Raw genomic sequence first — 25,926 nt, 5'->3', positions numbered from 1 at the left:
GCCCAAGTACAACCCGGTACGAGCGGCTTTCCCGCGCCTTGCCAGCGACCACCTGGATCCACGGATAAACGACCCACTTCACCTTGACGGGGCACTAGGACTCCCCCCGCCGCGGCCGGAACCACGTAACCTGTCAAGCCATGTCGCGTTTCGGCCATCCGCGTGGGCTGCTCGACCCGCCGATGGGTGCCGCGCTGGTCGGCAGCTTCGCGCTCGCCCACGGCCACCGCTTCGGCACCCACGCCCATCCCACGCACCAACTGGTGTGGGCGAGCAGTGGCGTGGTGACCGTGGGTGTCGCCGACACGACGTGGGTGCTGCCGCCGAGCCGCGCACTGTTCGTCCCGGCCGCCGTCCCGCACACGACCGCGGCCGCGTCCGCGGCGGAGATGCACAGCCTCTACCTGCGCCCCGACCGCTGCCCGCCACTGTGGCCCGAACCAACCGTTCTTGCCGCGGCCCCGATGTTCAGCGCGCTGGTGGGCCACCTCTCCGACCCGGAGCTACCCGACGACGCCCGCCGACGAGCGGAAGCCGTGCTCTTCGACGTGCTCATCCCGGCTCCGGTCGCGGCCGTGGACCTGAAGTGGCCGCGGGACGACCGGGCCCGCCGAGTGGCAGAGGCACTCGCCGCCGCCCCCGCCGACACCCGCGACGCCACCACATGGGCCCGCGAGGTTGGCGCGAGCGACCGCACACTGTCCCGCCTGTTCGTCGCGGAAACCGGCATGAGCCTTGGCCGCTGGCGCACCAGGCTGCGCATCAGAACCGCACTGGAACTCCTGGCTTCAGGCACCTCGGTGGCGGTGACCGGCCGCCAGGTCGGCTACCGAACGGCAAGCGCCTTCATCGCCGCGTTCCGCCGGGAGGTGGGGGTGACCCCGTCGCACTGCTTCGCCTGAGTCACCCGGCCGCCACGGGCAGGCACGCGGTGTGGGTCAGCCGGAGAGGACTACCGCGATGATGCCTGCCAGGTGGGCAAGGCGGGCTACTTCCGCGGCGCGGAACTGTGGGCCGCCCGGGCGGCCAACCAATAACACTCGCTCTGGTTTGCCCAGCGGGGTCGCGGCCAGTTCGGTGCCCAGCTCCTGCCAGGTCTCCGGCACCCACGGCTCCTCGCCGTCCAGCACCGTGGCCCGGCCGAGTGGCAGGAACGGCAGGTCCAGCGTCTTGAGCTGAGGTGCGGCCGTCGACGCGGTCAGCGTCCGCGCGCCGCCGTCCTCCGGCCCGACGACCATGGCCCACCCGGCCCGGACGATCCTCGGCACGCCCTCGGTGAAGATCGCGAGCCCTTCGTCTGGATGGGCGGCGACCTCCTCGACCAGCTCGAGCTCACGGTGCGTGTCCAACACGCCCGCGTAGGGTCGCACAGCGTCGACCTCGACGTTGTTGACCGATTCAGCCGCGGTGATCAGCACGTCCGGCAGCCGCCCTTTCGGCAGCTCGACGACCAGGTCGTCGATGGCCGAGCCGTTGTTCCGCTCCACGACGTCCACGGAAAGGATGTCGGCCCCGATGGCTCCGAGCGCGGACGCGACCGCCCCGAGCGCTCCCGGGACGTCCGGGAGCTGAACTCGGATCAGGAAGGACAAGGCGAACGCCTCCCGCTACGTAGATGTCGATCTCGTGCCCGGCCGACGATTGTCGCAGACGCCGAGATACCGCTGGGCCCGCCGTCCACACCCCGGGACGCACGAGCATGTGACCAGCTTGCCACCCGATAACCCGTTCGTGTGCCCTCCAAGGGCGCAAATAGACTGCGGACGCTTGACGACGTAAAGCGTGAATGGACTTAGTTGACGTTCCTCAGGAGTCTCTCCGTGCCCAACATCTCTCGCGACGAGGTGGCTCACCTCGCTCGCCTGGCCAGGCTAGCCGTCACCGAGGACGAACTGGACATGTTCGCCGGTCAGCTGGACGTGATCCTCCAGTCGGTGGCGCGTGTCGGCGAGGTGGCGGCCGAGGACATCCCGCCGACCTCGCACGCCGTGCCGCTCACCAACGTGTTCCGCGACGACCTCGCGCGTCCCGGCCTCACACAGCAGCAGGCCCTGGCCGGTGCGCCGGCGGCAGAGGAAGGACGTTTCCGCGTGCCGAGGATTCTGGGGGAGGAGGCATGAGCGCCGAGCTGACTCGTCTCACCGCCGCCGAGCTGGCCGAGAAGATCCAGAAGAAGGAGGTCTCGGCCGTCGAGGTCGCGCAGGCGCACCTCGACCGGATCGCCGCGGTCGACAAGACCGTCAACGCCTTCCTGTACGTCGACACCGAGCGTGCGCTGTCCGCGGCCCGTGCGGTCGACGAGGACGTGGCCGCGGGCCGCGAGCCCGCGTCGCCGCTCGCAGGCGTGCCGCTCGCGTTGAAGGACGTCTTCGTGATGGAGGGCGCGCCGACCACCTGCGGGTCGAAGATCCTCGAAGGCTGGCGGCCGCCGTACGACGCCACGGTCACCCGCAAGCTGCTCGAGTCGGGTGTGGTGATCCTCGGCAAGACCAACATGGACGAGTTCGCGATGGGCTCCTCCACCGAGAACTCCGCGTTCGGCCCCAGCCGCAACCCGTGGGACCTCGACCGTATCCCCGGCGGTTCCGGTGGCGGCTCGTCCGCCTCCCTCGCCGCGTTCGAGGCGCCACTCGCCATCGGCACCGACACGGGTGGCTCCATCCGACAGCCCGGCTCGGTCACCGGCACGGTCGGCGTCAAGCCCACCTACGGCGGCGTCTCCCGGTACGGCCTCGTCGCGTTCTCCTCGTCGCTCGACCAGGGGGGCCCGTGCGCACGGACCGTGCTCGACGCCGCGCTGCTGCACGAGGTGATCGGCGGCCACGACCCGCTCGACTCCACCTCCATCGACGCGCCGGTGCCGCCGGTGGTCGCCGCCGCCCGCGATGGCGCGAACGGTGACCTGTCCGGCATGCGGATCGGCATCGTGAAGGAGTTCCAGGGCGACGGCTACCAGGCCGGTGTCACCGCCGCGTTCCTGGCCGCGGTCGAGACGCTCAAGGGTCTCGGCGCCGAGGTCGTCGAGGTGTCCTGCCCGCACTTCGACTACGCGCTGCCCGCGTACTACCTGATCGCGCCGTCGGAGGCGTCGTCGAACCTCGCCCGGTTCGACGCCATGCGTTACGGCCTGCGGACCGGCGACGACCGCGAGAACAGCGCCGAGCAGGTCATGGCGCTCACCCGCGAGGCCGGGTTCGGCGCGGAGGTCAAGCGCCGCATCATGATCGGCACCTACGCGCTGTCGTCGGGCTACTACGACGCCTACTACGGCCAGGCGCAGAAGGTCCGCACGCTGATCACGCAGGACTTCGGGAGGGCGTTCGAGTCCGTCGACGTGCTGATCTCGCCGACCACGCCGACCACGGCGTTCCGCATCGGCGAGCGCGTGGACGACCCGATGGCCATGTACCTCGCCGACCTGTGCACCATCCCGGCGAACCTGTCGGGCACCCCGGCCATGAGCGTCCCGGCCGGACTGTCCGATGAGGACGGTCTGCCGGTCGGCCTGCAGGTGATGGCGCCCGCTTTGCAGGAACAGCGCATGTACAAGGTCGCGGCCGCCTTCGAGGCCGCCCGCGACGCCGCGTCCGGCGGCGCGCTCATCCACCGCGTCCCCGAGCTGGAGGCTTGATGACCGCCGCGACCGTCCTCGACTACGACGAGGTCCTCGAGCGCTTCGACCCGGTGCTCGGCCTCGAGGTGCACGTCGAGCTGAACACGCACACGAAGATGTTCTGCGGCTGCCCGACCGCGTTCGGCGCGGAACCCAACACGCAGGTGTGCCCGACCTGTCTCGGCCTGCCCGGCTCGCTGCCGGTGGTGAACAGGGTGGCCGTCGAGTCGGCCATGCGGATCGGTCTCGCGCTGAACTGCGAGATCGCGCCGTGGTGCCGCTTCGCGCGGAAGAACTACTTCTACCCGGACATGCCGAAGAACTTCCAGACCTCGCAGTACGACGAGCCGATCGCGTTCAACGGCTCGCTCGACGTCACGCTCGAGGACGGCACGGTGGTGACCGTCGCGATCGAGCGGGCGCACATGGAGGAGGACACCGGCAAGTCGCTGCACGTCGGCGGCGCCACCGGGCGGATCCACGGCGCCGACCACTCGCTGCTCGACTACAACCGTGCCGGGGTTCCCCTGATCGAGATCGTGACGAAGCCGATCGAGGGCATGGGTGAGCGGGCGCCGGAGGTGGCGCGTGCCTACGTGTCGACGCTGCGTGACCTGCTGGCCGCGCTCGACGTCTCGGACGTCCGGATGGATCAGGGGTCGCTGCGCTGCGACGCGAACGTGTCGCTGATGGCCAAGGGCGCCACGGAGTTCGGCACCCGCACGGAGACGAAGAACGTCAACTCGCTGCGTAGTGTCGAGCGCGCCGTGCGCTACGAGATGACCCGGCAGGCGGCGATCCTGGTCGATGGCGGGTCGATCCTGCAGGAGACCCGCCACTTCCAGGAGGCCACCGGCACCACGGCCGCCGGGCGCCGCAAGGAGACCTCGGAGGACTACCGGTACTTCCCGGAGCCCGACCTGGTGCCGATCGCGCCGCCCGCCGAGTGGGTGGAGCAGCTGCGGGCGACGCTGCCGGAGATGCCGTCGCAGCGCCGCAAGCGCATCCAGGCCGACTGGCAGCTGACCGACCTGGAGCTGCGTGACCTGGTCAACGCGGGTGCCGTGGACCTGGTGGCGGCGACCGTCGAAGCGGGCGCGTCACCGGCCGAGGCCCGCGCGTGGTGGGTGAGCTACCTGTCGCAGGAGGCGAACGCGCGCGGCATCGAGCTGGCGGCGCTGTCGATCACTCCCACGCAGGTGGCGCGGGTGTCGGCGCTGGTGGCCGAGGGCAAGCTGACGAACAAGCTGGCCCGTGAGGTCATCGACGGCGTGCTGGCCGGCGAGGGCGAGCCGGACGAGGTCGTGGAGAAGCGCGACCTGGCCGTGGTGTCCGACGACAGCGCCCTGTACGCCGCGATCGACGAGGCGCTGGCCGCACAGCCGGACGTGGCGGAGAAGATCCGCGGCGGCAAGGTCGCCGCGGCGGGCGCGATCGTGGGTGCGGTCATGAAGGCCACGAAGGGCCAGGCCGACGCGAAGCGCGTCCGCGAGCTGATCCTGGAACGCTGCGAGTAGCGCCGATGCCCTGAAGGTGCCCTTGTCCTGAGGCGCACCTTCAGGGCATCGCTACGATGCCCGGAGCGATGACTGCGAAGTTCGGCGTCCTGGGTCCCCTGCAGATCACCGGTCATGACGGTCGGTGGCTGCGGCTGCGTGGTGACCGCCAGCGTGCGCTGCTCGCCATGCTTCTCTTCCACGCCAATGAACGCGTCCCCGCCGAACGGCTCGTGGACGCGCTGTGGCCGGACATCCCGCCGAAGTCCTACGCGTCGAACCTGCACACCTACGTGTCCCGGCTCCGGGACCGGCTCGGTGACACGCTCATCGACCACGCCGGGCCCGGCTACCGGCTGCGGGTCGCCGACGCGGACCTGGACCTGCTCACGTTCCGCACGGCAGGCGAGTCCGGCCGCGCGGCCCTCAGACGCGGCGACGCCGAGACCGCCGCCCGCCACCTGCGGCTCGCGCTCGACCAGTGGCGGGACCACCCGCTCGCCGACCTCACACTGCCCGCGCTCGACGCCGAGGTGGCGCGGCTGGAGATCGAACGGCTGACCGTCTTCGAGGACTGGGTGGAGGCGGAGCTGGCCGAGGGCCGCCACGCCGAGCTGCTGGGGGAGCTGCAGTCCTCGGTCGCCGCGAACCCGTTGCGGGAACGGCTCGTCGGCCAGCTCATGCGCGCACTGCGTGGCGCTGGCCGCCAGGCCGACGCGCTCGCCGCCTACCGCACCGCCCGCGCCACGCTCGTCGAGGAGACCGGCCTCGAACCCGGCACCGGCCTGCGTGCCGTCCACGCGGAGATCCTGCGCGGAGAGGATCCCGCCGACGAGTGGCCCATCCGGCAGCTGCCCGCCGACATCCGCGTGTTCACCGGCCGCGACCACGCCGTCGACGAGCTGACCACGCTGCTCGCCGACCACGACGGGCTCCCGGTCGTGCTGACCGGCGAACCGGGTGTCGGCAAGAGCGCGCTCGCCGTCCGCGTCGCGCACAGGCTGGAGACCGCGTTCCCCGACGGCCAGCTGTACGCCCACCTGGCGGGCGCCACCACGCCCCGCCCGGTCGGCGACGTCCTCGCCGACCTGCTGCGCGGCCTCGGCGTCACCGGCCCCGGCATTCCCGACGACGTGCAGGCGAAGGCCGCGGTCCTGCGCAGCCGCCTCGCGCGCCGCCGCGTCCTGCTCGTCCTCGACGACGCGGCCGACCCCGGCCAGGTCCGCCCGCTGCTGCCCGGCACGCCCAGCACCGCGGTGCTCGTGACCAGCAGGCGCAGGCTCTCCGGCCTGATCAACGCGCACCGCGTCACGGTCGGCTCGTTCACCGACGCGGAGGCACTCGACCTGCTCGCCACGATGGCGGGCTCGCGCGTCACCGCCGATCAGGACGGCGCCCGCCGCATCGCCGCCGCGTGCGGCAACCTGCCCCTGGCACTGCGCATCGCGGGCACCCGGCTCGCGCTGCGCCCGCAGCTGCGGCTCACCACGCTCGCCGACCGGCTGGAGGACGAACGCCGCCGCCTCGACGAGCTGTCCGTCAGCGACCTGCAGGTCCGTGCCGGTCTCGCGCTGAGCTACGCGGCGCTGACAGCACCCGCGCGGGCCACGTTCCGGCTGATCGGCGCGGCCGCGTCCACCAACGTGCCTGCCTGGGCGATCACCGTGCTGCAGGACGGGGCCGCTGGGGAGGAGGCCGTCGACGAGCTGGTCGAGTCGAGCCTGCTGCAGCCCGCGGCCGACGACGCGTGCGGCGAGCCCCGCTACGCGATCCACGACCTCGTGCTGACGTTCGCCCGCGAGCGGCTGATCGCCGACGACGGCCCCGCCGTGTGCGAGGGCGCGGCGGCCAGGTTGCTGGACGCGATCCTCGCCGTGGCCGACCTCCTTGGCCGGGACCTGCCGAAGGTGTTCCCCGCACTGGAGCTGGACGTGCCGGTGCCCGCGCCGCCCCTGCCAGAGGAGAGCCTCGCGCGCTACTGCGCCGACCCGACTGGCTGGTTCGCGATCGAACGCCCGTCGCTGGTGGCGGGTATCGGCCTGCTCGCGACCATCGGCATGCACCGGCAGGCGGCGCGGATCTTCGAACGGCTCGCCAGGTACCTGTGGCCGCAGGGTTCGTACGCGGACCTGCGGACCTGCGCGTCGGCACTGGCGGAGGCGGGGCGGACGGCGGGCGACGAGCGGGTCGAGGTGTGGGCGGAGGTCGTGGCCGCGCGGGTCCTGCACGTGCGGGGCCGCTACGCCGATGCCGTCGGGAAGTACCGCTGGTGCGCCGACCGGCTGGGCACCGACCGGCCCGCGCTCGCGTGGGTGCTGACCAACCTCGCCGACTGCCTCACCGGTCTCGGCGTGCCGGAGGAGGCACTCGAGCTGACCGACCGCGCGGCCGCGCTGTCCACGGAGGACGCGGTGGCGGCGACCAGGTCGGCCGCGCTGAACCGGCTGGGGCGGCCCGCCGAGTCGGTGCGCGTGGACACCGATGCGCTCGCGGCGGCCCGCGAGTCGGCCGACCCTCGGGCGGTGGCCGGTGCGTTGCAGAGCCTGTCGTGGAGCCTCGCGCTGACCGGGGAGCTGGACAGGGCGGCGTCGGCGGCGCAGGAGGCGGTGGCGCTGCTGCGGGGCACGACGGCGCGGCGCGCGCTGGCGCGGTCCCTGCGGACGCTCGGCGCGATCCAGGCCGGGCGTGGTGAACGGGAAGGCGCGCTGGCGGCGTTCACGGAGTGCCGCGCGATCGCGGAGGAGATCAACGAGGCGCCGAGGGTCCTGTCCAGCAGGCGGGCGATCGCGGCGAGCTGGGTCGGCGACGGCCGCGCGGGCGAAGCGGTCGTGGAGCTGGCGGCCTGTGTCGCCGCGTACCGCGAGATGGGTTCCGCGTCCTCGGCGGCGATCACGCTGCGGCTGCTGGCCGCCGCGCACGAGGCCGATGGCGAGCCGGACGACGCGGGCGAGGCACGTGCGGAGGCCGACCGGCTGGCCGACCCCCGCGACAGCAACGCACGTGCGCTCACCGCGTTGCTCATGCCCCTCACCAGGGTGCCGGGCCCCTCGCTCTCGGCACACTGAGTGGTCAGCCCTGGAGGGCCTTGGCGTACCGGCCGATGGCGGGCAGCCAGGTGAACACGACCGCGACGACGGCACCCAGGATCGCGAGCATCGCGAGGCCGGCCATCATGGACGTCGTCTCGTCGGCGAGGATCACCAGGCTGAAGATCATGGTGAACGCGGCCGAGATGGTGACGAGGATGCGGGCCGCCCTGCCCGCCTTGATCATGAGCAGCCCGAACACCAGCAGCGCGGCGCCCGCACCGGCGGCCAGGTAACCACGCGTGGTGAAGGTGCTCACGAACTCGTCTGTCGACGTGTACCCCGCGAGGTTCGAGAACAGCTCGAGGTCGGCGTCGGACACCTCGGGCACCCCCGCCTGCACCAGCAGGTCCTTGACCAGTTCCTTGCCCCCGGTGGCGATCAGGATGCCATTGACGATCGCCGCGAGCGCGGTGACCACCGTGACACCGATCGCCGCGACGAGCACCCCCGGCCGGCGCGCGGAAGCGGGTGCGGTCGGCGTAACCGGAATTGCGGACACGATTCTCCTTGATGAGTAACGAAAATTGGCAGGATGAGCAACACGCGACACCCCTCGGATCGCGGTGATCACGCAGGCTAGAAGACCCCGCCACACGGAGCGCACACAGAACTGGTGGGGCTGTCCCCACCCCGGATCCACCTGCCCGCCCCATACCGGCGGCGGTCGGCTCCCGGCAGAGTCGCGGCATGGGGAAAACCATTGGAAGAAAAGGAAGAACGCGGATCCTCGCGGCCGTGCTGTGTGCGGGGATGCTGCTGCCGGGAGTGGCGGTCGCCGCACCGCCACCCGCGACCGTCGAACACCACACACAGGCCACGCTGATCGACCGCATGTCGCGGCAGGAGGTCCTCGCCTACCTCCAGGGCTACGAGCTGGACGCGGCCACCGTCCGCAACGGCGTCGACCTGTACCTGGTGACGTACCGGACCACGGGGAGTGATGGCAGGCCGACGACGGCGAGCGCGCTGACGGTTCTGCCGCGCACGGACAAGCGCTCGCTGCGGACGGTCACGTGGCTGCACGGCACGCGGATCTTCCGAGGTGACACGGCGACGGGGGCGGACAACCTCGACCGCGCGGCGGCGGTGCTGTTCGCCGCAGGGGGTGACGCGGTGGTGGCGCCGGACTACCTCGGGCTCGGCACCGGCCCCGGCACGCACCCGTACATGCTGACGCGGCCCGCCGTCACCGCGACGATGGACGCGCTGCGGGCGGGCCGCGCGCTCGCGGCCCGGTCCGGCAAGCGGCTCGACCGGAAGGTGCTCGTGAGCGGCTTCTCGCAGGGCGGGCAGGTGTCCATGCACGTCGGCCGCGCGCTGCAGGAGTCCAGGGAGTTCGAGCTGGGCGGCATCGCCGCGATCGCGGGCCCGTACGACATCCGGGGCCAGGAGCTGCCCGCCGCGCTGGACGGCAGGCTCGACGGCGTGAGCGCGGTGCTCTACCTGGGGTACGCGATGACCGCCTGGAATCGCTCCCAGAAGGTCTACGACTCGCCGTCCGAGGCGTTCCGCGCGCCCTACGACCAGGTCGTGGACTCGCTGTTCGACAGCGACCACGAGGAGAGGGACGTCGTGATGGCGCTGCCCGCCACTCCGCAGGAGCTGTTCACGGACGAGTTCCTCGCGCGCCTCGCGCACCCGACGGGCACGCTCGCCGAGGTGCTCGCGGCCAACGACGACCCGTGCCAGTGGCGCCCGAGGGTCCCGGTTCGCCTGTACGCGGGCACCGCCGACCGCGACGTGGTGTTCGCGAACGCGGAGAGCTGCGAGACGGACCTGCGTGCACACGGTGCCCGTGACGTGCGGCTGGTGAACGTGGGCGACGTCGGCCACTTCGACTCGGCCAGGGTGGCCCTGCCGAGGATCGCACGGGACTGGTGACCGGGAACGGTCCGTTCCAGGACGGACCGTTCCTGTCCGTGCATCAGTCGGGGCCGCTGGCCCCGCCGCCCTGGGGCGGCACGATGACGATCGCGCGGTCGTCGCTCGACACCGGGGTGCCGCCGTTCTTGTTGACCGTGCCAACGACCGCGACCTGGTCGTTCACGGCGTCCATGCCGCCGAGCAGGCCGAAGCCCTTGTCCTTCTCGAGCGAGACCTGCGGCTTCCCGGAGAACGACCCGTCCGGCGCGATCGGCAGCAGCTGCGCGTTGCCCGCGGTCGAGGTCACCACCACGACCCCGGCGGCCGTCGCCGAGCACCCCGCGACACCCGGCCGGTCCGGCCACGTCCACGCGGGTACCGACAGCGGCTTGCCGAGCTCGAGCTTGTACAGCAGGTCCTGTGTCGCGCCGCGGTCCGTCACCCACGTGACCGACCCGTCGAACGGCGCGCACACCCCGCCGGGCGCCCGCAACCCGCTCGCCACCACCAGCGAACCGGGCGTCGGGTTGCCCTGCGCGGGCTGGCCTGCCGCGTCGAACCGCAGCACCTTGCCCGCCAGCGACTTCAGGTCACCGGCCAGGTTCACGTTGCCCGCGTCGCCGGTGGCCAGCAGCAACCCGCCATGGCGGTCGAGCGCGAGGGCGCCCCGGTTGTTGGTCGCGCCACGCGGAATGCCCGTGATGATCGGCTTCGGCACGTCACCCGGCGCGATCCGCACCACGCGGTTGTCGGTCGCGGTCGTCACGTACGCGAAGATCAGCTGGTCCTCGGCGTAGGTGGGGGAGAGGGCGAGCCCGGTGAGGCCGCCGTCCGTGCTCCCGTCGACCGGCACGGTCGCCACCAGCACGGGGTCGGTGCCCAGCTTGACCCGCAGGATCCGCCCGGAGCGCCGCTCGCCGACCAGTGCGGTCGGGTCCCGGCCGTCGCCGGGCAGCGCCGCGACCGCGGTCACGCTGTCCATACAGGTGCCGATGACCGCCGGGTTGTAGTCGACGCAGCCATCCGGCGGCGGGATCTCGGACGGCCGCGCGCCGCTGTCACTGTCCGGCTCTGGCCTGCCCTCGCCAGGGACGTCCGGTTCCGGACCACCCTGCGGGGTGAGCTGCTCCTGCGGCCGCCAGCTCTCCGGCGGTGGCTGGTCCGTGAACGTGGCGCACCCCGTGCTCAGCAGGACGCCACCCAGCACGCCCGCCACCAGCACACGCGACCTCAAGGACATGCCCCCAAGCTAGGGGCCCGCCCGTGAACCTCGGGTAAGTAGGGTGCCGGACGTGACGATCACCGTGCTGGTGCCCGACGAGGACGGGGAGACCGCGCTGACCGGCGTGGACGGCCTCGACGTGGTCCGCTACGACACGGGCATCGACCTGCCGGCACGTGCCGAGGTGCTGGTGCCCGGCTTCCTCGCGGCCGCCGACCCGGAGGCGTTCGTCGCGGCCCTGCCGAACCTGCGGCTCATCCAGCTGCTCACGGCGGGTGCCGAGAACTGGATCGGCCGCGTGCCGGACCACGTCATGCTGTCGGTCGCGCGGGGCGCGCACGGCGGCAGCACCGCGGAATGGGCGCTCGCCACGCTGCTCGCGGTGTACCGGGACCTGATCCCCTTCGAGCGGGAGCGGGTGGCAGGCACGTGGGGCCGCAGGCCGACCGAGACCCTGATCGACAAGAAGGTTCTGGTCATCGGCGCTGGCGACCTGGGTAGCCAGATGAAGCGCAGGCTGGCCGCGTGCGACGCGACGACCACGCTGGTCGGCACCAGGGCGCGGGACGGCGTGCACGGCTTCGACGAGGTACCCGGCCTGCTGGGCGAGCACGACGCGGTGGTGCTGATGGTCCCGCTGACACCGGCCACCGAAGGCATGGTCGACGCGGCGTTCCTGTCCGGCATGCGGGACGGCGCGGTCCTCGTGAACGCGGCGCGCGGCAAGGTCGTCGACACCGGCGCCCTGGTCGCAGAACTGGCAGCGGGCAGGCTGCGCGCCGCGCTGGACGTGACCGAACCGGAGCCGCCGCCCGAGGGCCACCCGCTGTGGACGGTGCCGAACCTGCTGCTCACACCGCATGTGGCGGCGAGCGTCGAGGGTTACCAGCGTCGTGCGTACGCGGTGGTGGCGCAGGAGATCGCGAGGTACGCGGCGGGGGAGCGCCCGCACAATCTCGTACGAGGCGATTACTGATCGCGAGGTTGCAGACCCACCCGTTCGGCTGATGCCTTACCCTCCGCTGGGTGAGTACTGAAGACGACCGTGGCTACTACACCACGAGTGACTCCTCGTCCACGACCCGTGGCTTCGGCCCGCCCGGCGGCACCAGCTCGTCGTCCATGTTCGAAGAGGACGACGCGTACACGAGCGGCTCGACCACCAACTTCTCCAGCTTCGACGATGACGTCGAGCCGGAGACCACCACCAGGGACAGAAAGCCGGAGTGGCATCGCGGCCTTGACTTCGGCCTGCTGGTGCTGCGCCTCGCGATCGGCGCGTTCTTCGTCGTGCACGGCACGGACAAGCTGTTCGGCTGGTTCAACGACGACTCGGGCATGGAGGCCACGAGGCAGATGCTCACCGGGTTCGGTTTCACCGAACCCGGCGTGCTGGCCATCGTGCTCGCCCTGACCGAGACCGTCGGTGGTCTGCTGCTCGTCCTCGGCCTGTTCTTCCCGATAGGTGCCGCGGCGCTGCTCGGTGTGATGGCCAACGTCATCGTCATCAACGGCGAATGGAACACCTTCCTCGGCGGTGTCGAGCTGGAGATGACCTACGCCGCCGCGGCGTTCGCGCTCCTGTTCACCGGGCCCGGCCGGTTCGCGCTGGACCGGCACACGCACTGGTGGCGCAAGGCCCCGGTGTACGGGTTCGTGTTCCTGATCCTGGCCGCGGGCCTGACCGTGGTCACCCTGGTCGTGTTCCGCTGAGATACTGGCGAAGTGCCATCAGCACTTCCGGACGGTGACGTAGCTCCCCCGGACGGCGCGCTACCAGCCGAGGCCCTGGCCCGGCTCGGTAAGCGCCCGTTCGGGGTCTACGTGCACGTACCCTTCTGCGCGACCCGCTGCGGTTACTGCGACTTCAACACCTACACCGCGGCGGAGCTCGCCACCTCGCCAGCGTCCCCTCGGTCCTGGCTGGACGGCCTCCGTACGGAACTGGCCATCGCGGCACGAGTCCTGGGCACGCCCCCGATGGCGGACACGGTCTTCGTGGGCGGCGGCACCCCGTCCCTGCTTGGCGCGGAGGGCCTCACCGACGTCCTGGCCGCGATCCGCGAGACGGTGGGCCTGGCGCCGGACGCCGAGGTGACGACGGAGTCCAACCCGGAGTCCACCCATCCGGCGTTCTTCGAGTCGATCCGCGAAGCGGGCTACACCAGGCTCTCGCTGGGCATGCAGTCGGCGGCCCCGCACGTGCTGTCCGTCCTGGACCGCACCCACACCCCGGGGCGGGCGGCGGAAGCCGCGCGCGAAGCCCGCCGGGCCGGCTTCGAACACGTGAACCTGGACCTGATCTACGGCACCCCCGGCGAGACGGAAGCGGACCTGGCGGCGTCCCTGGACGCGGTTCTGGAGGCGGGTGTCGACCACGTCTCGGCCTACGCGCTGATCGTCGAGGAAGGCACCGCGCTGGCCAGGCGGATCAAGCGAGGCGACCTGCCCGCCCCGGACGACGACGTGCTCGCCGACCGCTACGAGCAGACGGACAGGGCGCTGTCGGCCGCGGGCCTGCACTGGTACGAGGTCTCGAACTGGGCGACGGAGCCGAAGGCGTGGTGCAGGCACAACCTGGGCTACTGGCACGGCGCCGACTGGTGGGGCGCGGGCCCTGGCGCGCACAGCCACGTGGGTGGCGTCCGCTGGTGGAACGTCAAACACCCGGCGCGCTACGCGGCCCAATTGGCGGACGGCAACTCACCGGCCGCGGCGCGGGAGACCCTCACCGAGGAGGACCGCCACCTGGAACGGGTGATGCTGGAACTCCGCCTGGTCGACGGCCTCCCGGTGGACGCGCTGTCCTCGGCGGCGCAAAAAGAGGCCCGGCTCGCGGCGGAGGAGGGACTGCTGGACAAGGCCGCGCTGGCAGGCGTGAACGGCCGCTTCGGCCGCTGCGTACTGACCTTCACCGGCCGCCTGCTGGCAGACGCGGTGGTCCGCCGCCTGACCTGAGCCCCCGGAGGGCGAGGGAGACCCGGAACACGCGACGCCGCCGAATGGTTGAGTCGACCCGGCTCAACCGGACGCCATTTGGTACCGGTTCGACCGGCACTCGCGACCACCTCCGTAAACTTGTGGTGAGACGGGAGGTGACCTCATGGCGAGCACGGACGAGCGGCGGTTCGCGGTACTGCGTGCGATCGTGGCGGACTATGTCTCCAGCCAGGAGCCGGTCGCCTCCAAGGCGATCGTCGAGCGGCACAACCTCGGGGTGTCCAGCGCCACGGTGCGCAACGACATGGCCTCGCTCGAGGAGGACGGGTACATCGCGCAGCCGCACACCAGCGCGGGCCGCATCCCCACCGACAAGGGGTACCGGCTGTTCGTCGACCGGCTCACCGACGTCAAGCCGCTGTCGGCGGCCGAACGGCGGGCGATCCACCTGTTCCTCGAAGGGGCGATCGACCTCGACGACGTGATGCGGCGCAGCGTGCGTCTCCTCGCGCAGCTGACGCGGCAGGTCGCGGTGATCCAGTACCCGACGCTGACGCACTCGACGGTCCGGCACATCGAGCTGGTCCAGCTGACACCCGCCAGGGTGATGCTGGTCCTGATCACCGACAACGGCCGGGTGGAGCAGCGGACCGTCGACCTCGGGGACGTGATCACCGAGGAAACGGTGTCGCGGCTCAGGAACATGTTGAACACCACACTCGTTGACCATCCGTTGACGGAGGCCGCCGCCAAGGTCAGCGAGCTGCTCGAGGACGCGCCGTCCGACTTGCGGGACGCGATGACGCGGATAGCGACGGTGCTGGTCGAGTCGCTGGTGGAGCACCCGGAGGAGCGCCTGGTCCTGGGCGGCACGGCCAACCTGACCCGCAACGCGGCCGACTTCCCCGGGTCGCTGCGCCAGGTCCTCGAGGCACTGGAGGAGCAGATGGTGGTGCTGAAGCTGTTCGCCGCCGCCAGCACACCTGGCACCATTACGGTGCGGATCGGGGGAGAGAACGAGGCAGCGGAGATGCGCAGCACGTCGGTGGTCTCCATCGGCTACGGCGCGCACCAGACGCTCCTCGGCGGCATGGGCGTGGTCGGGCCGACGCGGATGGACTATCCGGGCACCATCGCGGCCGTGCGCGCGGTCGCCAACTATGTGGGAGACATTCTGTCCGGGCGATGACGCCGCGACAGGACCGAGCAGGGAGTGAGACCCCGGAGCGCCTCCGGGGCAGGAGGACGGGAACACGGTGGCGAGGGACTACTACGGCACTCTCGGGGTGCGCCAGGACGCGACGTCCGATGAGATCAAGCGCGCCTACCGCAAGCTCGCGCGCGAGCTCCATCCCGACGTCAACCCCGAAGAGGGGGCTCAGGAGCGCTTTCGTGAGGTCACGGCGGCCTACGAGGTCCTCTCCGACCCCCAGAAGCGCAAGATCGTCGACATGGGCGGCGACCCGCTCGGCAACGGCGGCGGGGGCGGCGGCCGTGACCCGTTCGCGGGCTTCGGGCTCGGCGACATCATGGACGCCTTCTTCGGCGGCGGCGCTGGTGGCGGCCGGGGACCGCGCAGCCGCGTGCAGCCCGGCTCCGACGCGCTCATCCGCATCGAGCTGAGCCTCGAGGAGTGCAACACCGGCGTCACCCGCGAGCTGACCGTCGACACGGCCGTCCTGTGTGACATGTGCCGGGGGTCCGGCGCCGCGGAGGGCACGTTGGTCCAGGTCTGTGACACGTGCGCGGGCCGGGGCGAGATCCAGTCCGTGCAGCGCTCGTTCCTCGGCCAGGTCGTCACGGCCCGCCCGTGCCCGGTCTGCCACGGCGTCGGTGAGGTCATCCCCGACCCGTGCCGCCAGTGCGGTGGCGACGGCCGGGTTCGCGCCCGCCGCACCATCACCGCCAAGGTCCCGCCGGGCGTCGCGGACGGCATGCGGGTCCGGCTGTCCGGTCAGGGCGAGGTCGGCCCCGGCGGTGGCCCGGCGGGTGACCTGTACGTCGAGGTCGTCGAGCAGCCGCACGCCACCTTCGAACGCAACGGCGCCGACCTGCACTGCACGGTGCGCATCCCGATGACCACGGCAGCGCTCGGCGCGGTCCTGCCGCTCGAGACCCTCGACGACACCGTCGAGCTCGAACTCGACCCCGGCACCCAGCCCAACACCGAACTGCTCCTCACCGGGCACGGCCTGCCTCGGCTGCGGTCGTCCGGCCGGGTCGACGGCCGAGGTGACCTGCACGTGCACGTCGAGGTCGAGATCCCGGCCAAGCTCGACAGCCGCGAGACCGAGCTGCTCCGTGAGCTGGCCAGCATCCGCGGCGAGGAGGAGCAGATCGTCGCCGCGGGCAACGGCCGCGCTGGCGGGCTGTTCTCCCGGCTCCGCGCACGGCACCGTTGAGCGACACCGCACCCGTCTTCCTCGTCGACGCGGTCCCGTCGGGCACCACCGCGGTGCTCGACGGACCGGAGGGCCGCCACGCCGCCGCCGTCCGCAGGCTGCAGCCCGGCGAGGAGCTGGTCCTCACCGACGGTGGGGGAGAAGCGGCCGCCTGCGTCGTTGAAACGGTTCAAGGCAAGGAAAGTCTGGCGTTGCTGGTCGTCCGCCGATGGACGGAACCCCAGCCACAGCCAAGGATCGTGCTGGCGCAGGCACTCATCAAGGGCGACCGGGGCGAGCTGGCGGTCGAGCTGGCCACCGAGACGGGCGTGGACGTGATCGTGCCGTGGCGCGCCGGCCGCAGCATCGTCAAGTGGGAGGACGGCCCGCGCGGCGCCAAGGCGCTCGCCCGCTGGCGCAGCACCGCACGCGAAGCCGCCAAGCAGTCCCGCCGCACCCGGATCCCCGAGGTGACGGAGCCGGCCACCACCCGCCAACTCGCCGAACTGGTAAGGAAAAGCGCGGCCACGGTCATCCTCGACGCGGCGGCGGAGGCAGGCATCGGTGATCTCGACCTGCCTGCGGAAGGCGACCTCGTGCTGGTGGTGGGGCCTGAGGGCGGCATTTCCGAAAGCGAGTCAGAGATCCTCCAGGCCGCTGGTGGGCAGGCGGCGAGGCTCGGTCCGACCGTTCTTCGCGCCTCGACCGCCGCTGCCGCCGCTATAGCAACGCTTGGAGTCCTGACGCCACGCTGGCGCTGAGAGTGCACAACGGTCTACTCTTTGCACAGCACCACAATTGAAACAAGCGTGGAGCGAAAGAGCTACCGCCGGACACCTCCCCCCTCGGTCCGGCGGCGTCGCGTCGCGGTGGAGCGACCCCCAGGCTTCACCGCGACGCGACATCCTTTCCCTGGTCGGCGGTTCCGCCTGGTTGAACCCTCTATGAGTTCGCCTGTTCCGACATCGCTTCTGCATGTGCTGGTTCCGGTGTGGTTCGGCGGCGGGGCTTCGCTCTGGTTGGCAACGTGTTGCTCTGGTTCGCTTTGCCTTCACTTCTCGCCCGCGCTGGGCTTCGCGGCCGGTGCTGATTCGCAGTACCTTGCCGTTGTGGCTGGTTCTGGTGCTCCTGCTGTGGAGCTGGCGGTCGGGGATCGGGTCGTTCGGGTCAGTAACCCGCAGCGGGTCTACTTCTCCGCCCGAGGGGAGACCAAGCTGGACCTCGCCCGGTACTACCTCTCGGTTGGCGACGGGATCGTCAACGCGTTGCGGGAGCGGCCCTGCATGATGCACCGCTTCCCGGACGGTGTGGACGGTGAGAAGGTGCACCAGAAACGCCTTCCCCGGGGTGCGCCGCCCTGGGTGGAGACCGTGCGGGTGCACTTTCCCCGGTACGGCCGGCACGCGGACGAGCTGTGTGTCACCGAATTGGCCAGTGTGATCTGGGCGGTTCAGATGTCGTGTGTCGAGTTCCATCCGTGGAACTCGCGGCGGGCGGACACCGAGAAGCCCGACGAGTGGCGGATCGACCTGGATCCGATGCCGGCGGCGAGCTTCGACATCGTGCGGAAGGTGGCGCTGGTCGTGCGGGAGGTCCTCGACGAACTCGGGGCGGTCGGGTTTCCCAAGACCTCCGGGGGCAAGGGGCTGCACATCTACGTCCGCATCACGCCAGAGTGGGGGTTCCAGGACGTGCGGCGGGCCGCGCACGCGTTTGCGCGAGAGGTGGAGCGCCGGTCGGACGGGCTGGTCGACCTCAGTTGGTGGCGGCGCGAACGAGATCCGGCTTCCGTGTTCGTCGACTACAACCAGAACGCGCGGGATCACACGATCCGGTCGGCTTACTCCGTGATCGGGGTACCGGAGGCGCGGGTGTCGACACCGATCGGGTGGGAGGAAGTACCCGATGTTGATCCGCGGGAATTCACCATCGCCACGGTTCCGGCTCGATTCGCGAAGTTGGGGGACCTGCACGCGGCCATCGACTCGCACGTGTTCGACCTGACCCCACTGCTGGAGTGGGCGGACCGGGATGGTCAGGAGATCCCCGATCTCGACTAGTCCGCCTTCCCCGGGGTCAAAGTGTTGGTCAGGCCCAGACCCTCGCACACAGATCCACGGGGCCAGGACCTAATCTCTTCGCATGGCCGACAACGACTGCCTGTTCTGCAAGATCATCGCCGGGGACATTCCATCGACGAAGGTGTTCGAGAGTGATACCACCTACGCCTTCCGGGACATCAACCCGCAGGCAGACGTGCATGTGCTGGTGGTGCCACGGACGCATTACGAGGACGCGGAAGCGCTCGCCGGAGCACCGGGGGAGCTGGCCGACGTGATCAGCGCCGGCGTCGCGGTCGCGAAGCGGGAGGGCATCGAGGAGGCCGGTTTCCGTCTGGTCTTCAACACCGGCGAGCACGCCGGCCGGACCGTCTTCCACGCGCACCTGCACGTCCTCGGCGGCGAACAACTGGGCATGTTCGGGCGGCCCGGTCACTGAGCACCGGGAACGTCGATGCGAACTGTCGGTGGGGGCGACTAACATCGAACCCGACAGCCAGTCAGACAAAGTTGGCGCAACCAGGCGCAGAAGGCAGGACCGAAAGCACGTGACCGGTACCGCACGGGGCGGCGAGAGCCCCTCTTCTGCACCTACCCCAGCCGACCCGGCCCAGTCCCGGTTCAACGTCCCCGACCAGGCCGTGCTGGCCCTGCTCGGCTCTCGTGACGAGAACCTGAAGGTGGCCGAGGAGCTCCTCGAAGCGGACATCCACGTCCGAGGCAACGAGGTCACCCTCTCCGGGGCACCCAGCGACGTCGCGTTCGCCGAGCGGGTGTTCGCCGAGCTGGTCACACTCGCGAGCCGCGGCCAGCAGCTCGGGTCCGACGCGGTGCGCCGCACGGTGGCGATGCTGTCGGCGGGCGCCACCGAGTCGCCCGCCGAGGTGCTGAGCCTCGACATCGTGTCCCGGCGCGGGCGCACGATCCGGCCCAAGACGCTGAACCAGAAGCGCTATGTCGACGCCATCGACCACCACACGGTCGTGTTCTGCATCGGCCCGGCGGGCACCGGCAAGACCTATCTGGCCATGGCGAAGGCCGTCCAGGCGCTGCAGGCCAAGCAGGTCAACCGCATCATCCTCACCCGGCCCGCGGTCGAGGCGGGGGAGCGGCTGGGCTTCCTGCCCGGCACCCTGTACGAGAAGATCGACCCGTACCTGCGGCCGTTGTACGACGCCCTGCACGACATGGTCGACCCAGAGTCGATTCCGCGCCTGATTCAGGCGGGCACGATCGAGGTCGCTCCGCTGGCCTACATGCGTGGCCGCACCCTTAACGACGCGTTCATCATCCTCGACGAGGCGCAGAACACCTCGCCGGAGCAGATGAAGATGTTCCTCACCCGCCTCGGCTTCGGCTCCAAGATCGTCGTCACCGGTGACATCACGCAGGTCGACCTGCCGGGTGGCACGCGAAGCGGTCTGCGCGTGGTCCAGAACATCCTCGGCGACGTCGACGACGTGCACTTCTCGACGCTGTCCAGCAGCGACGTGGTGCGGCACAAGCTGGTCGGCGACATCGTGGACGCCTACGACCGGTGGTCGGCCACGGAGGAGAACGACCAGGACGCGCGCCGCTCCGGGCCGCGCGGACAGGCTCGGCGGGGCCGATAGCCGTGAGTATAGAAATCGCCAACGAGTCGGGCGTGGCGGTTGACGAACCGTCCATTGTGGCCGCGGCCCGGTTCGCGCTCGACCGGATGAAGGTCAGCCGCCTCGCCGAGCTGTCGGTGCTGCTCGTCGGCCTCGACGAGATGGCCGACCTGCACGAGCGCTACCTCGACCTGCCCGGCCCGACGGACGTCATGGCGTTCCCGATGGACGAGCTCGAGTCCGCCCGCAGGCCCGACGCACCCGATCCGGGGCCGACGCTGCTGGGCGACCTCGTGCTCTGCCCGCGGTTCGCGCGCGACCAAGCCCGCAAGGCGGGGCACACGCTGATGGACGAGTTGCACCTGCTGACCGTCCACGGTGTACTCCACCTGCTCGGCTACGACCACGCCGAGCCTGCCGAGGAACGCGAGATGTTCACGCTGCAGAAGCGGATCCTCGCCGACTTCAAGAGCGAGCGGGCCACGGCGCAGCGCCGGGCCGCGCAGCGCCGCGAGGACGACAAACTGCTGGGCGCGGCCGGTTTCGTCGAGGCCGATCACAAACCTGGCGCCGACGACGTGGCGGAATAACCCTCGGGGGTCGAAGAAGAAGTGGGCAGCTCCGCGGGACTTCTGGTGATCGCGGTACTCCTCGTGGTCGCGGCCGGGTTCTTCGCCTGCGCCGACGCCGCCATCTCGGCGGTGTCGCGCGCCAGGGTCGACGGCCTGGTCCGCGCGAACCGCACCGGTGCGAGACAGCTCCTGGCGGTCGTCGCCGAGCGGCCGAGGCACATCAACCTGTTGCTCCTGCTCCGCCTCGGCTGCGAACTCGCGGCGACCGTGCTGGTCACCGTCGCCTTCATGCGGACCATCGAGTCGAACTGGGTCGCCGGGCTCGTCGCCGCGCTGTCCATGATCGTCGTGTCCTATGTGCTGGTCGGGGTCGGGCCGCGCACGCTGGGCAGGCAGCACCCGTACTCGGTGGGCCTCATCGCCGCCGGGCCGGTGCGGGCGCTGGGCACGGTGCTCGGGCCGCTGTCACGGTTGCTGATCGTCGTCGGTAACGCCATCACCCCCGGCCGCGGTTTCCGCGAGGGCCCGTTCTCCTCCGAGGTCGAACTGCGTGAGCTGGTCGACATGGCGCAGGAGAGCGGCGTCGTCGACGCTGGCGAGCGCGAGATGATCCACTCAGTGTTCGAGCTGCGCGGCACGATCGCGCGCGAGGTCATGGTGCCGCGCACCGAGATGGTGTGGATCGAGCAGACCAAGAGCGTGCGGCAGGCGCTCGCGTTGTCGCTGCGCACCGGCTACACGCGACTGCCGGTGATCGGCGAGAGCGTCGACGAGGTCGTCGGCGTGGTGAACCTGAAGGACCTGGTCAAGGCCACAATGGACCGTCCGGGGAACGGGCGGGCCGAGTGGGAGGTGGTCAGCGGCCTGATGGGCGAGGCCACGTTCGTGCCGGACTCCAAGCGCCTCGACGACCTGCTTCGTGAGATGCAGTTGTCCCGCAACCACCTCGCGATCGCCGTCGACGAGTACGGCGGCACCGCGGGCCTGCTGACCATCGAGGACATCCTGGAGGAGATCGTCGGCGAGATCACCGACGAGTCCGACACCGACGACCGCCCGCCGGTCGAGCACCTCGACGACGGCGCGGTGCGGGTCAGCTCCCGGCTGCCCGTCGAGGACCTCGGCGAGCTGTTCGGCATCGAGCTGGACGACACCGACGTCGAGACCGTCGGCGGCCTGCTCGCGCAACAGCTCGGGCGCGTGCCGCTGCCCGGCACCGAGGCGGAGATCGAGGGCCTGAACATGCGTGCCGAAGGCGGCAAGGACGGCAGGGGCCGGATGCGGATCACGTCCGTGGTCGTGCGCGGTGTGCCGGCGGCCGACGAGGCGGAGAAGGAAGGAAGCGAGAGTGGCTGACCTCGACCAGGAGGACGCGAAGCTGATCACCCTGGCGCGTTCGGCACGTGCCCGCAGCGGCGCGCAGGAAGGCGCCGCGGTCCGCGACGACACCGGCCGCACCTACGTCGCCACCACCGTCGACCTGCCGTCGCTGCAGCTCACGGCGCTGCAGGGGGCGGTGGCGGCCGCGGTGTCGAGCGGGGTGCGCACGCTGGAGGCGGCCGCGGTGGTCACCGACCTGCTCGAGGTCGACCGCGCGGTGGTCGACGACCTCACTCCGTCCGCCCCGCTGCTGGTCGCGGACCCGAAGGGCGAGCCGCGCTGACCCGGGGCGACAATCACCTGATGACCGACCCGATGACCACACCGCACCGTTCCGGCTTCGCCTGCTTCGTCGGCAGGCCCAACACGGGCAAGTCGACGCTGACGAACGCGCTGGTCGGCAGCAAGGTGGCCATCACGTCGAGCAAGCCGCAGACCACCAGGCACGCGATCCGCGGCATCGTGGCGCGACCGGACGCGCAGCTGATCATCGTGGACACCCCCGGCCTGCACCGCCCGCGCACGTTGCTGGGGCAGCGGCTCAACGACGTCGTGCGCGCCACGTGGTCCGAAGTGGACGTGGTCGGGTTCTGCGTGCCTGCCAACGAGAAGATCGGCCCCGGCGACCGGTTCATCGCGGCGGAGCTCGTGAAGCTGTCCCGCCACACGCCGGTCGTCGGCGTCGTGACGAAGACCGATGTGGCGACGAAGAACCAGATCGCCGACCAGCTGGTGGCGCTGCAGGAGGTCATGTCGTTCTCCGACCTGATCCCGGTCTCCGCTTCAGCAGGCTTCCAGCTCGACCAGCTGGCCGACGTGCTGGTGTCGCGGCTGCCGGAAGGCCCTCGGCTGTACCCGGACGGCGAGCTGACCGACGAGCCGGAGGCGACGCTGATCGCCGAGCTGGTCCGGGAGGCGGCCCTGGAGGGGGTGCGGGACGAGCTGCCCCACTCGATCGCGGTGACCGTCGAGGAGATCAACGAACGCGAGGACCGCGATGACATGCTCGACATCTGGGCGAACCTGTATGTCGAGCGCGACAGCCAGAAGGGCATCGTGCTGGGGCACAAGGGAGAACGCCTCAAGGCGGTCGGCGCGACGGCCCGCCGCCAGATCGAGGCACTGCTGGGCAGCAGGGTGTACCTGCACCTGCATGTGAAGGTCGCGAAGGACTGGCAGCGCGACCCGAAACAGCTGCGCAGACTGGGTTTCTAGTCGTCCTCCCGCGCGACACGAAACTGTCGGTGGTGGCTTGTAAGCTCCCAGGGTGAGCCTCTACCGCGACACCGGGGTGGTCCTCCGGGTGCACAAGCTCGGGGAGGCCGACCGGATCATCACGTTCGTCACGCAGCGCCACGGCAAGGTGCGGGCCGTCGCCAAGGGCGTGCGGCGCACGACCTCACGGCTGGGTGCGCGGGTCGAGCCGTTCGCGCACGTCGACGTGCAGTTCTACACCGGCCGCACGCTTGACGTGATCACCCAGGTGCAGACCATCGACGCGTTCGGCGCCGGCATCGTGAACGATTACCAGCGCTACACCGCCGGCTGCGCGGTGCTGGAGACCGCCGACCGGATGTCGGCCGAGGAAGGCGAGCCGGTTCTGCGGCTCTACCTCCTGGTCATCGGCGCCCTCCGCGCGCTCGCGGACCGCGAACGGGACTCGTCACTCGTGCTCGACGCCTTCCTCATCCGGGCGATGGCGTTCGCCGGGTGGGCACCGGCGGTCAACGAGTGCGCCCGCTGCAACGAGCCAGGGCCGCACCGCAGCTTCTCCGTGCAGGCGGGCGGCTCGGTGTGCCCGCGCTGCCGCCCACCCGGATCGGCGGCCCCCGCGCTGGAGACCCTCGAACTGATGAACGCGCTGCAGCTCGGCCGCTGGGACGTGGCGGACCGGTCCACGAACAACGCCCGCCGTGAGGGCTCCGGGCTCATCGCGGCCCTGCTCCAGTGGCACCTGGAACGCCAGCTCCGGTCGTTGCCACTGGTGGAACGCAAGGGCGCTCAGACCACTCAGTAGCCTTGTTCGTTCCGCAAGCTCCACTCGGTGGCGGTGGTCGTTGCGCTAGCTTCGCTCGGTGGCGGTGGTCGTTGCGCAAGCTCCACTCGGTAGCGATGTTCGCTGCGCAAGTAGGGTCCTTTCATGCTCCGTCGCCGTACCCGACCCCAACCTCCCGAGCCCCACGCGTCCGGCGCGAAGCCGCCCGCCATCCCCGCCCAGTTCGTGCCGAGGCACATCGCCATCGTGATGGACGGCAACGGGCGCTGGGCCAACCAGCGCGGGCTCACCCGCATCGAAGGGCACAAACGCGGCGAGGCCCAGGTCGTCGAGGTCGCGAAGGGCTGCATCGAACTGGGCGTCAAGTGGCTGTCCCTGTACGCGTTCTCCACAGAGAACTGGCGCCGCAGCCCCGAGGAGGTCCGCTTCCTCATGGGCTTCTCGCGTGACGTCATCCGCAACCGCACCGACGAGCTGGACGCCCTGGGCGTGCGCGTGCGTTGGGCGGGCAGGCGGCCGAAGCTGTGGCGGTCGGTCATCACCGAGCTGGAGACCGCCGCCGAGCGCACCAGGCACAACGACGTACTCAACCTGGCCATGTGCATCAACTACGGCGGCCGCGCCGAGGTCGGCGACGCGGTCCGGGAGATCGCCAGGCTCGCCGCCGATGGCAGGATCAACCCGGACAAGGTCTCCGAGCGCACGATCGCCAAGTACCTGTACCAGCCGGAGATGCCGGACGTGGACCTGTTCATCCGCCCGTCAGGCGAACAGCGGACCTCCAACTTCATGTTGTGGCAGTCCGCTTACGCTGAGCTGGTGTTCCAGGACATCCTGTGGCCCGACTTCGACCGGCGCGACCTGTGGCGTGCCTGTGAGCAGTACGCGCGACGGGACCGCCGGTTCGGCGGCGCCAAGGACAGCGACGACGTCGCGGCCGCACTCAAGGGAGACGCATGACTGAACAGGAAGCATTGAGCACGGCGGACCTGCTCACCAAGGCACGCTCGGCGCTCGAGACCTTCCACGACGTGCACGTCGACGACGACGGCGCGCTCACCTTCCGGCACGTGGACGTCCCGTGCGCGGTCCAGGCCATGCAGCTCTCCGAAGGACTCACGGTCCTCAGCCTCACCTGCGTCGTCGCCTGGGATCTGCCCGACGACCCGAACCTGGCGCGTTCCGCTGCCGAACGTGCAGGTCAGGGACTGTTCGGCACGCTCGGTGTCGTCCACACCGACCGCGGCATGGACGTCACGCTGCGGTACGCGTTCCCCGCCGACGGGATCAGCACGTCCGCGCTAGGCACCCTCCTGATGCTGGTCGTGTCAACCGCATCGCAACTGCGCACCGAACTGATCAGCGGCCCCAAGAACAAGTAACCGTCCACCCCCCGACCCACCCCCCAGCCCGAACCCCGCGAGTCCCCGGCCCGAACCCCGCGAGTCCACGGTTCGGAACCCGCGAGTCCCCGGTTCGGAACCCGCGAGTCCCCGGTTCGGAACCCGCGAGTCCCCGGTTCGGGACCCGCGAGTTGGTGGTTCGGGACCCGCGAGTCCCCGGTTCGGGACCCGCGAGTTGGTGGTTCGGGACCCGCGAGTCCCCGGTTCGGGACCCGCGAGTCCCCGGTTCGGGACCCGCGAGTCCCCGGTTCGGGACCCGCGAGTTGGTGGTTCGGGACACCTCCCGGGTGCGTGAACCGCCAACTCAGCGGTCGTGAAC

Annotated in this window: 25 protein-coding genes; 22 read left to right on the top strand and 3 right to left on the bottom strand. The window is 70.8% G+C overall.

From position 1 onward, the window contains the following. Positions 1 to 140: 140 nt before the first annotated feature. A complete protein-coding gene (locus WBA97_RS27140; protein WP_424233760.1) occupies positions 141 to 902 on the top strand; it encodes an AraC family transcriptional regulator in 762 nt (253 codons plus the stop codon). A gap of 36 nt (positions 903 to 938) precedes the next feature. On the opposite strand, the gene WBA97_RS27135 is transcribed toward WBA97_RS27140, so the two are convergent. Beyond that, entirely contained in the window at positions 939 to 1,592 is a 654-nt protein-coding gene (locus WBA97_RS27135) for an amino acid-binding protein (RefSeq protein WP_424233759.1), read from the bottom strand. A gap of 228 nt (positions 1,593 to 1,820) precedes the next feature. Between WBA97_RS27135 and gatC the strand changes: the two genes are divergently transcribed. From gatC to WBA97_RS27115, 4 genes are all read left to right on the top strand, one after another. Beyond that, complete coding sequence (gatC, locus tag WBA97_RS27130) at positions 1,821 to 2,120, top strand: Asp-tRNA(Asn)/Glu-tRNA(Gln) amidotransferase subunit GatC (RefSeq protein WP_424233758.1); 300 nt, start codon at positions 1,821 to 1,823, stop codon at positions 2,118 to 2,120. After that, a complete protein-coding gene (gene gatA / locus WBA97_RS27125; protein WP_424233757.1) occupies positions 2,117 to 3,631 on the top strand; it encodes an Asp-tRNA(Asn)/Glu-tRNA(Gln) amidotransferase subunit GatA in 1,515 nt (504 codons plus the stop codon). The genes gatC and gatA overlap by 4 nt, the downstream gene beginning before the upstream one ends. Beyond that, the gene (gene gatB, locus WBA97_RS27120; protein ID WP_424233756.1) at positions 3,631 to 5,130 is read left to right on the top strand and encodes an Asp-tRNA(Asn)/Glu-tRNA(Gln) amidotransferase subunit GatB; all 1,500 of its coding nucleotides are present in this window, start codon (positions 3,631 to 3,633) and stop codon (positions 5,128 to 5,130) included. The genes gatA and gatB overlap by 1 nt, the downstream gene beginning before the upstream one ends. 68 nt (positions 5,131 to 5,198) lie before the next feature. Further along, the gene (locus WBA97_RS27115; RefSeq protein ID WP_424233755.1) at positions 5,199 to 8,174 is read left to right on the top strand and encodes a BTAD domain-containing putative transcriptional regulator; all 2,976 of its coding nucleotides are present in this window, start codon (positions 5,199 to 5,201) and stop codon (positions 8,172 to 8,174) included. A gap of 4 nt (positions 8,175 to 8,178) precedes the next feature. Here the strand turns inward: WBA97_RS27115 and WBA97_RS27110 are convergent, their stop codons facing one another. Then, on the bottom strand, positions 8,179 to 8,697 hold the full coding sequence (locus WBA97_RS27110; protein ID WP_424233754.1) for a hypothetical protein: 519 nt from the start codon (positions 8,695 to 8,697) through the stop codon (positions 8,179 to 8,181). Between the two features lie 188 nt (positions 8,698 to 8,885). Here WBA97_RS27110 and WBA97_RS27105 point away from each other — a divergent pair, with 188 nt between their 5' ends. Then, entirely contained in the window at positions 8,886 to 10,079 is a 1,194-nt protein-coding gene (locus WBA97_RS27105; RefSeq protein WP_424233753.1) for a lipase family protein, read from the top strand. Positions 10,080 to 10,122: 43 nt separating this feature from the next. Here WBA97_RS27105 and WBA97_RS27100 read toward each other — a convergent pair whose 3' ends face one another. Next, positions 10,123 to 11,301, bottom strand: coding sequence for a PQQ-dependent sugar dehydrogenase (locus WBA97_RS27100; RefSeq protein WP_424233752.1), 1,179 nt, complete (start codon positions 11,299 to 11,301; stop codon positions 10,123 to 10,125). A gap of 52 nt (positions 11,302 to 11,353) precedes the next feature. On the opposite strand from WBA97_RS27100, the gene WBA97_RS27095 reads away from it, so the two are divergent. The 16 genes from WBA97_RS27095 (at position 11,354) to WBA97_RS27020 (ending at position 25,586) form a co-directional block, all read left to right on the top strand. Continuing rightward, the gene (locus WBA97_RS27095; RefSeq protein ID WP_424233751.1) at positions 11,354 to 12,259 is read left to right on the top strand and encodes an NAD(P)-dependent oxidoreductase; all 906 of its coding nucleotides are present in this window, start codon (positions 11,354 to 11,356) and stop codon (positions 12,257 to 12,259) included. Between the two features lie 50 nt (positions 12,260 to 12,309). After that, positions 12,310 to 12,996, top strand: coding sequence for a DoxX family protein (locus WBA97_RS27090; RefSeq protein WP_424233750.1), 687 nt, complete (start codon positions 12,310 to 12,312; stop codon positions 12,994 to 12,996). 12 nt (positions 12,997 to 13,008) lie between these two features. Next, positions 13,009 to 14,241, top strand: coding sequence for a radical SAM family heme chaperone HemW (gene hemW, locus WBA97_RS27085; protein ID WP_424233749.1), 1,233 nt, complete (start codon positions 13,009 to 13,011; stop codon positions 14,239 to 14,241). Between the two features lie 145 nt (positions 14,242 to 14,386). Beyond that, positions 14,387 to 15,412 carry a heat-inducible transcriptional repressor HrcA gene (hrcA, locus tag WBA97_RS27080; RefSeq protein ID WP_424233748.1) on the top strand — a complete coding sequence of 342 codons (1,026 nt, stop codon included), beginning with the start codon at positions 14,387 to 14,389 and terminating at the stop codon, positions 15,410 to 15,412. Between the two features lie 67 nt (positions 15,413 to 15,479). Further along, positions 15,480 to 16,625 carry a molecular chaperone DnaJ gene (gene dnaJ, locus WBA97_RS27075; protein WP_424233747.1) on the top strand — a complete coding sequence of 382 codons (1,146 nt, stop codon included), beginning with the start codon at positions 15,480 to 15,482 and terminating at the stop codon, positions 16,623 to 16,625. After that, complete coding sequence (locus WBA97_RS27070; RefSeq protein WP_424233746.1) at positions 16,622 to 17,365, top strand: 16S rRNA (uracil(1498)-N(3))-methyltransferase; 744 nt, start codon at positions 16,622 to 16,624, stop codon at positions 17,363 to 17,365. The genes dnaJ and WBA97_RS27070 overlap by 4 nt, the downstream gene beginning before the upstream one ends. 348 nt (positions 17,366 to 17,713) lie before the next feature. Further along, complete coding sequence (locus WBA97_RS27065) at positions 17,714 to 18,664, top strand: DNA polymerase domain-containing protein (RefSeq protein WP_424233745.1); 951 nt, start codon at positions 17,714 to 17,716, stop codon at positions 18,662 to 18,664. Positions 18,665 to 18,746: 82 nt separating this feature from the next. After that, complete coding sequence (locus WBA97_RS27060) at positions 18,747 to 19,103, top strand: histidine triad nucleotide-binding protein (protein ID WP_424233744.1); 357 nt, start codon at positions 18,747 to 18,749, stop codon at positions 19,101 to 19,103. A gap of 109 nt (positions 19,104 to 19,212) precedes the next feature. Continuing rightward, positions 19,213 to 20,277, top strand: a complete 1,065-nt coding sequence (locus tag WBA97_RS27055; protein WP_424233743.1) for a PhoH family protein — start codon at positions 19,213 to 19,215, stop codon at positions 20,275 to 20,277. A gap of 2 nt (positions 20,278 to 20,279) precedes the next feature. Next, entirely contained in the window at positions 20,280 to 20,846 is a 567-nt protein-coding gene (gene ybeY, locus WBA97_RS27050; RefSeq protein ID WP_424233742.1) for an rRNA maturation RNase YbeY, read from the top strand. A gap of 21 nt (positions 20,847 to 20,867) precedes the next feature. After that, positions 20,868 to 22,184 carry a hemolysin family protein gene (locus WBA97_RS27045; RefSeq protein ID WP_424233741.1) on the top strand — a complete coding sequence of 439 codons (1,317 nt, stop codon included), beginning with the start codon at positions 20,868 to 20,870 and terminating at the stop codon, positions 22,182 to 22,184. After that, on the top strand, positions 22,177 to 22,491 hold the full coding sequence (locus WBA97_RS27040; RefSeq protein WP_424233740.1) for a cytidine deaminase: 315 nt from the start codon (positions 22,177 to 22,179) through the stop codon (positions 22,489 to 22,491). Before WBA97_RS27045 ends, WBA97_RS27040 begins: the two co-directional genes overlap by 8 nt. A 32-nt stretch (positions 22,492 to 22,523) precedes the next feature. Further along, positions 22,524 to 23,423: a GTPase Era gene (era, locus tag WBA97_RS27035; protein WP_424233761.1), complete on the top strand. Its 900-nt coding sequence runs from the start codon at positions 22,524 to 22,526 to the stop codon at positions 23,421 to 23,423. 52 nt (positions 23,424 to 23,475) lie between these two features. After that, positions 23,476 to 24,225 carry a DNA repair protein RecO gene (gene recO, locus WBA97_RS27030; RefSeq protein WP_424233739.1) on the top strand — a complete coding sequence of 250 codons (750 nt, stop codon included), beginning with the start codon at positions 23,476 to 23,478 and terminating at the stop codon, positions 24,223 to 24,225. A 123-nt stretch (positions 24,226 to 24,348) separates the two neighbouring features. Then, entirely contained in the window at positions 24,349 to 25,164 is an 816-nt protein-coding gene (locus WBA97_RS27025; RefSeq protein WP_424233738.1) for an isoprenyl transferase, read from the top strand. Continuing rightward, on the top strand, positions 25,161 to 25,586 hold the full coding sequence (locus WBA97_RS27020) for a YbjN domain-containing protein (RefSeq protein WP_424233737.1): 426 nt from the start codon (positions 25,161 to 25,163) through the stop codon (positions 25,584 to 25,586). Before WBA97_RS27025 ends, WBA97_RS27020 begins: the two co-directional genes overlap by 4 nt. Positions 25,587 to 25,926 lie beyond the last annotated feature (340 nt).

This window comes from Actinophytocola sp. (assembly GCF_049647105.1).
Taxonomy (GTDB): domain Bacteria; phylum Actinomycetota; class Actinomycetes; order Mycobacteriales; family Pseudonocardiaceae; genus Actinophytocola.
Note: the sequence above shows the minus strand (reverse complement) of the source record. Positions and strands in the feature narration are given on the sequence as shown.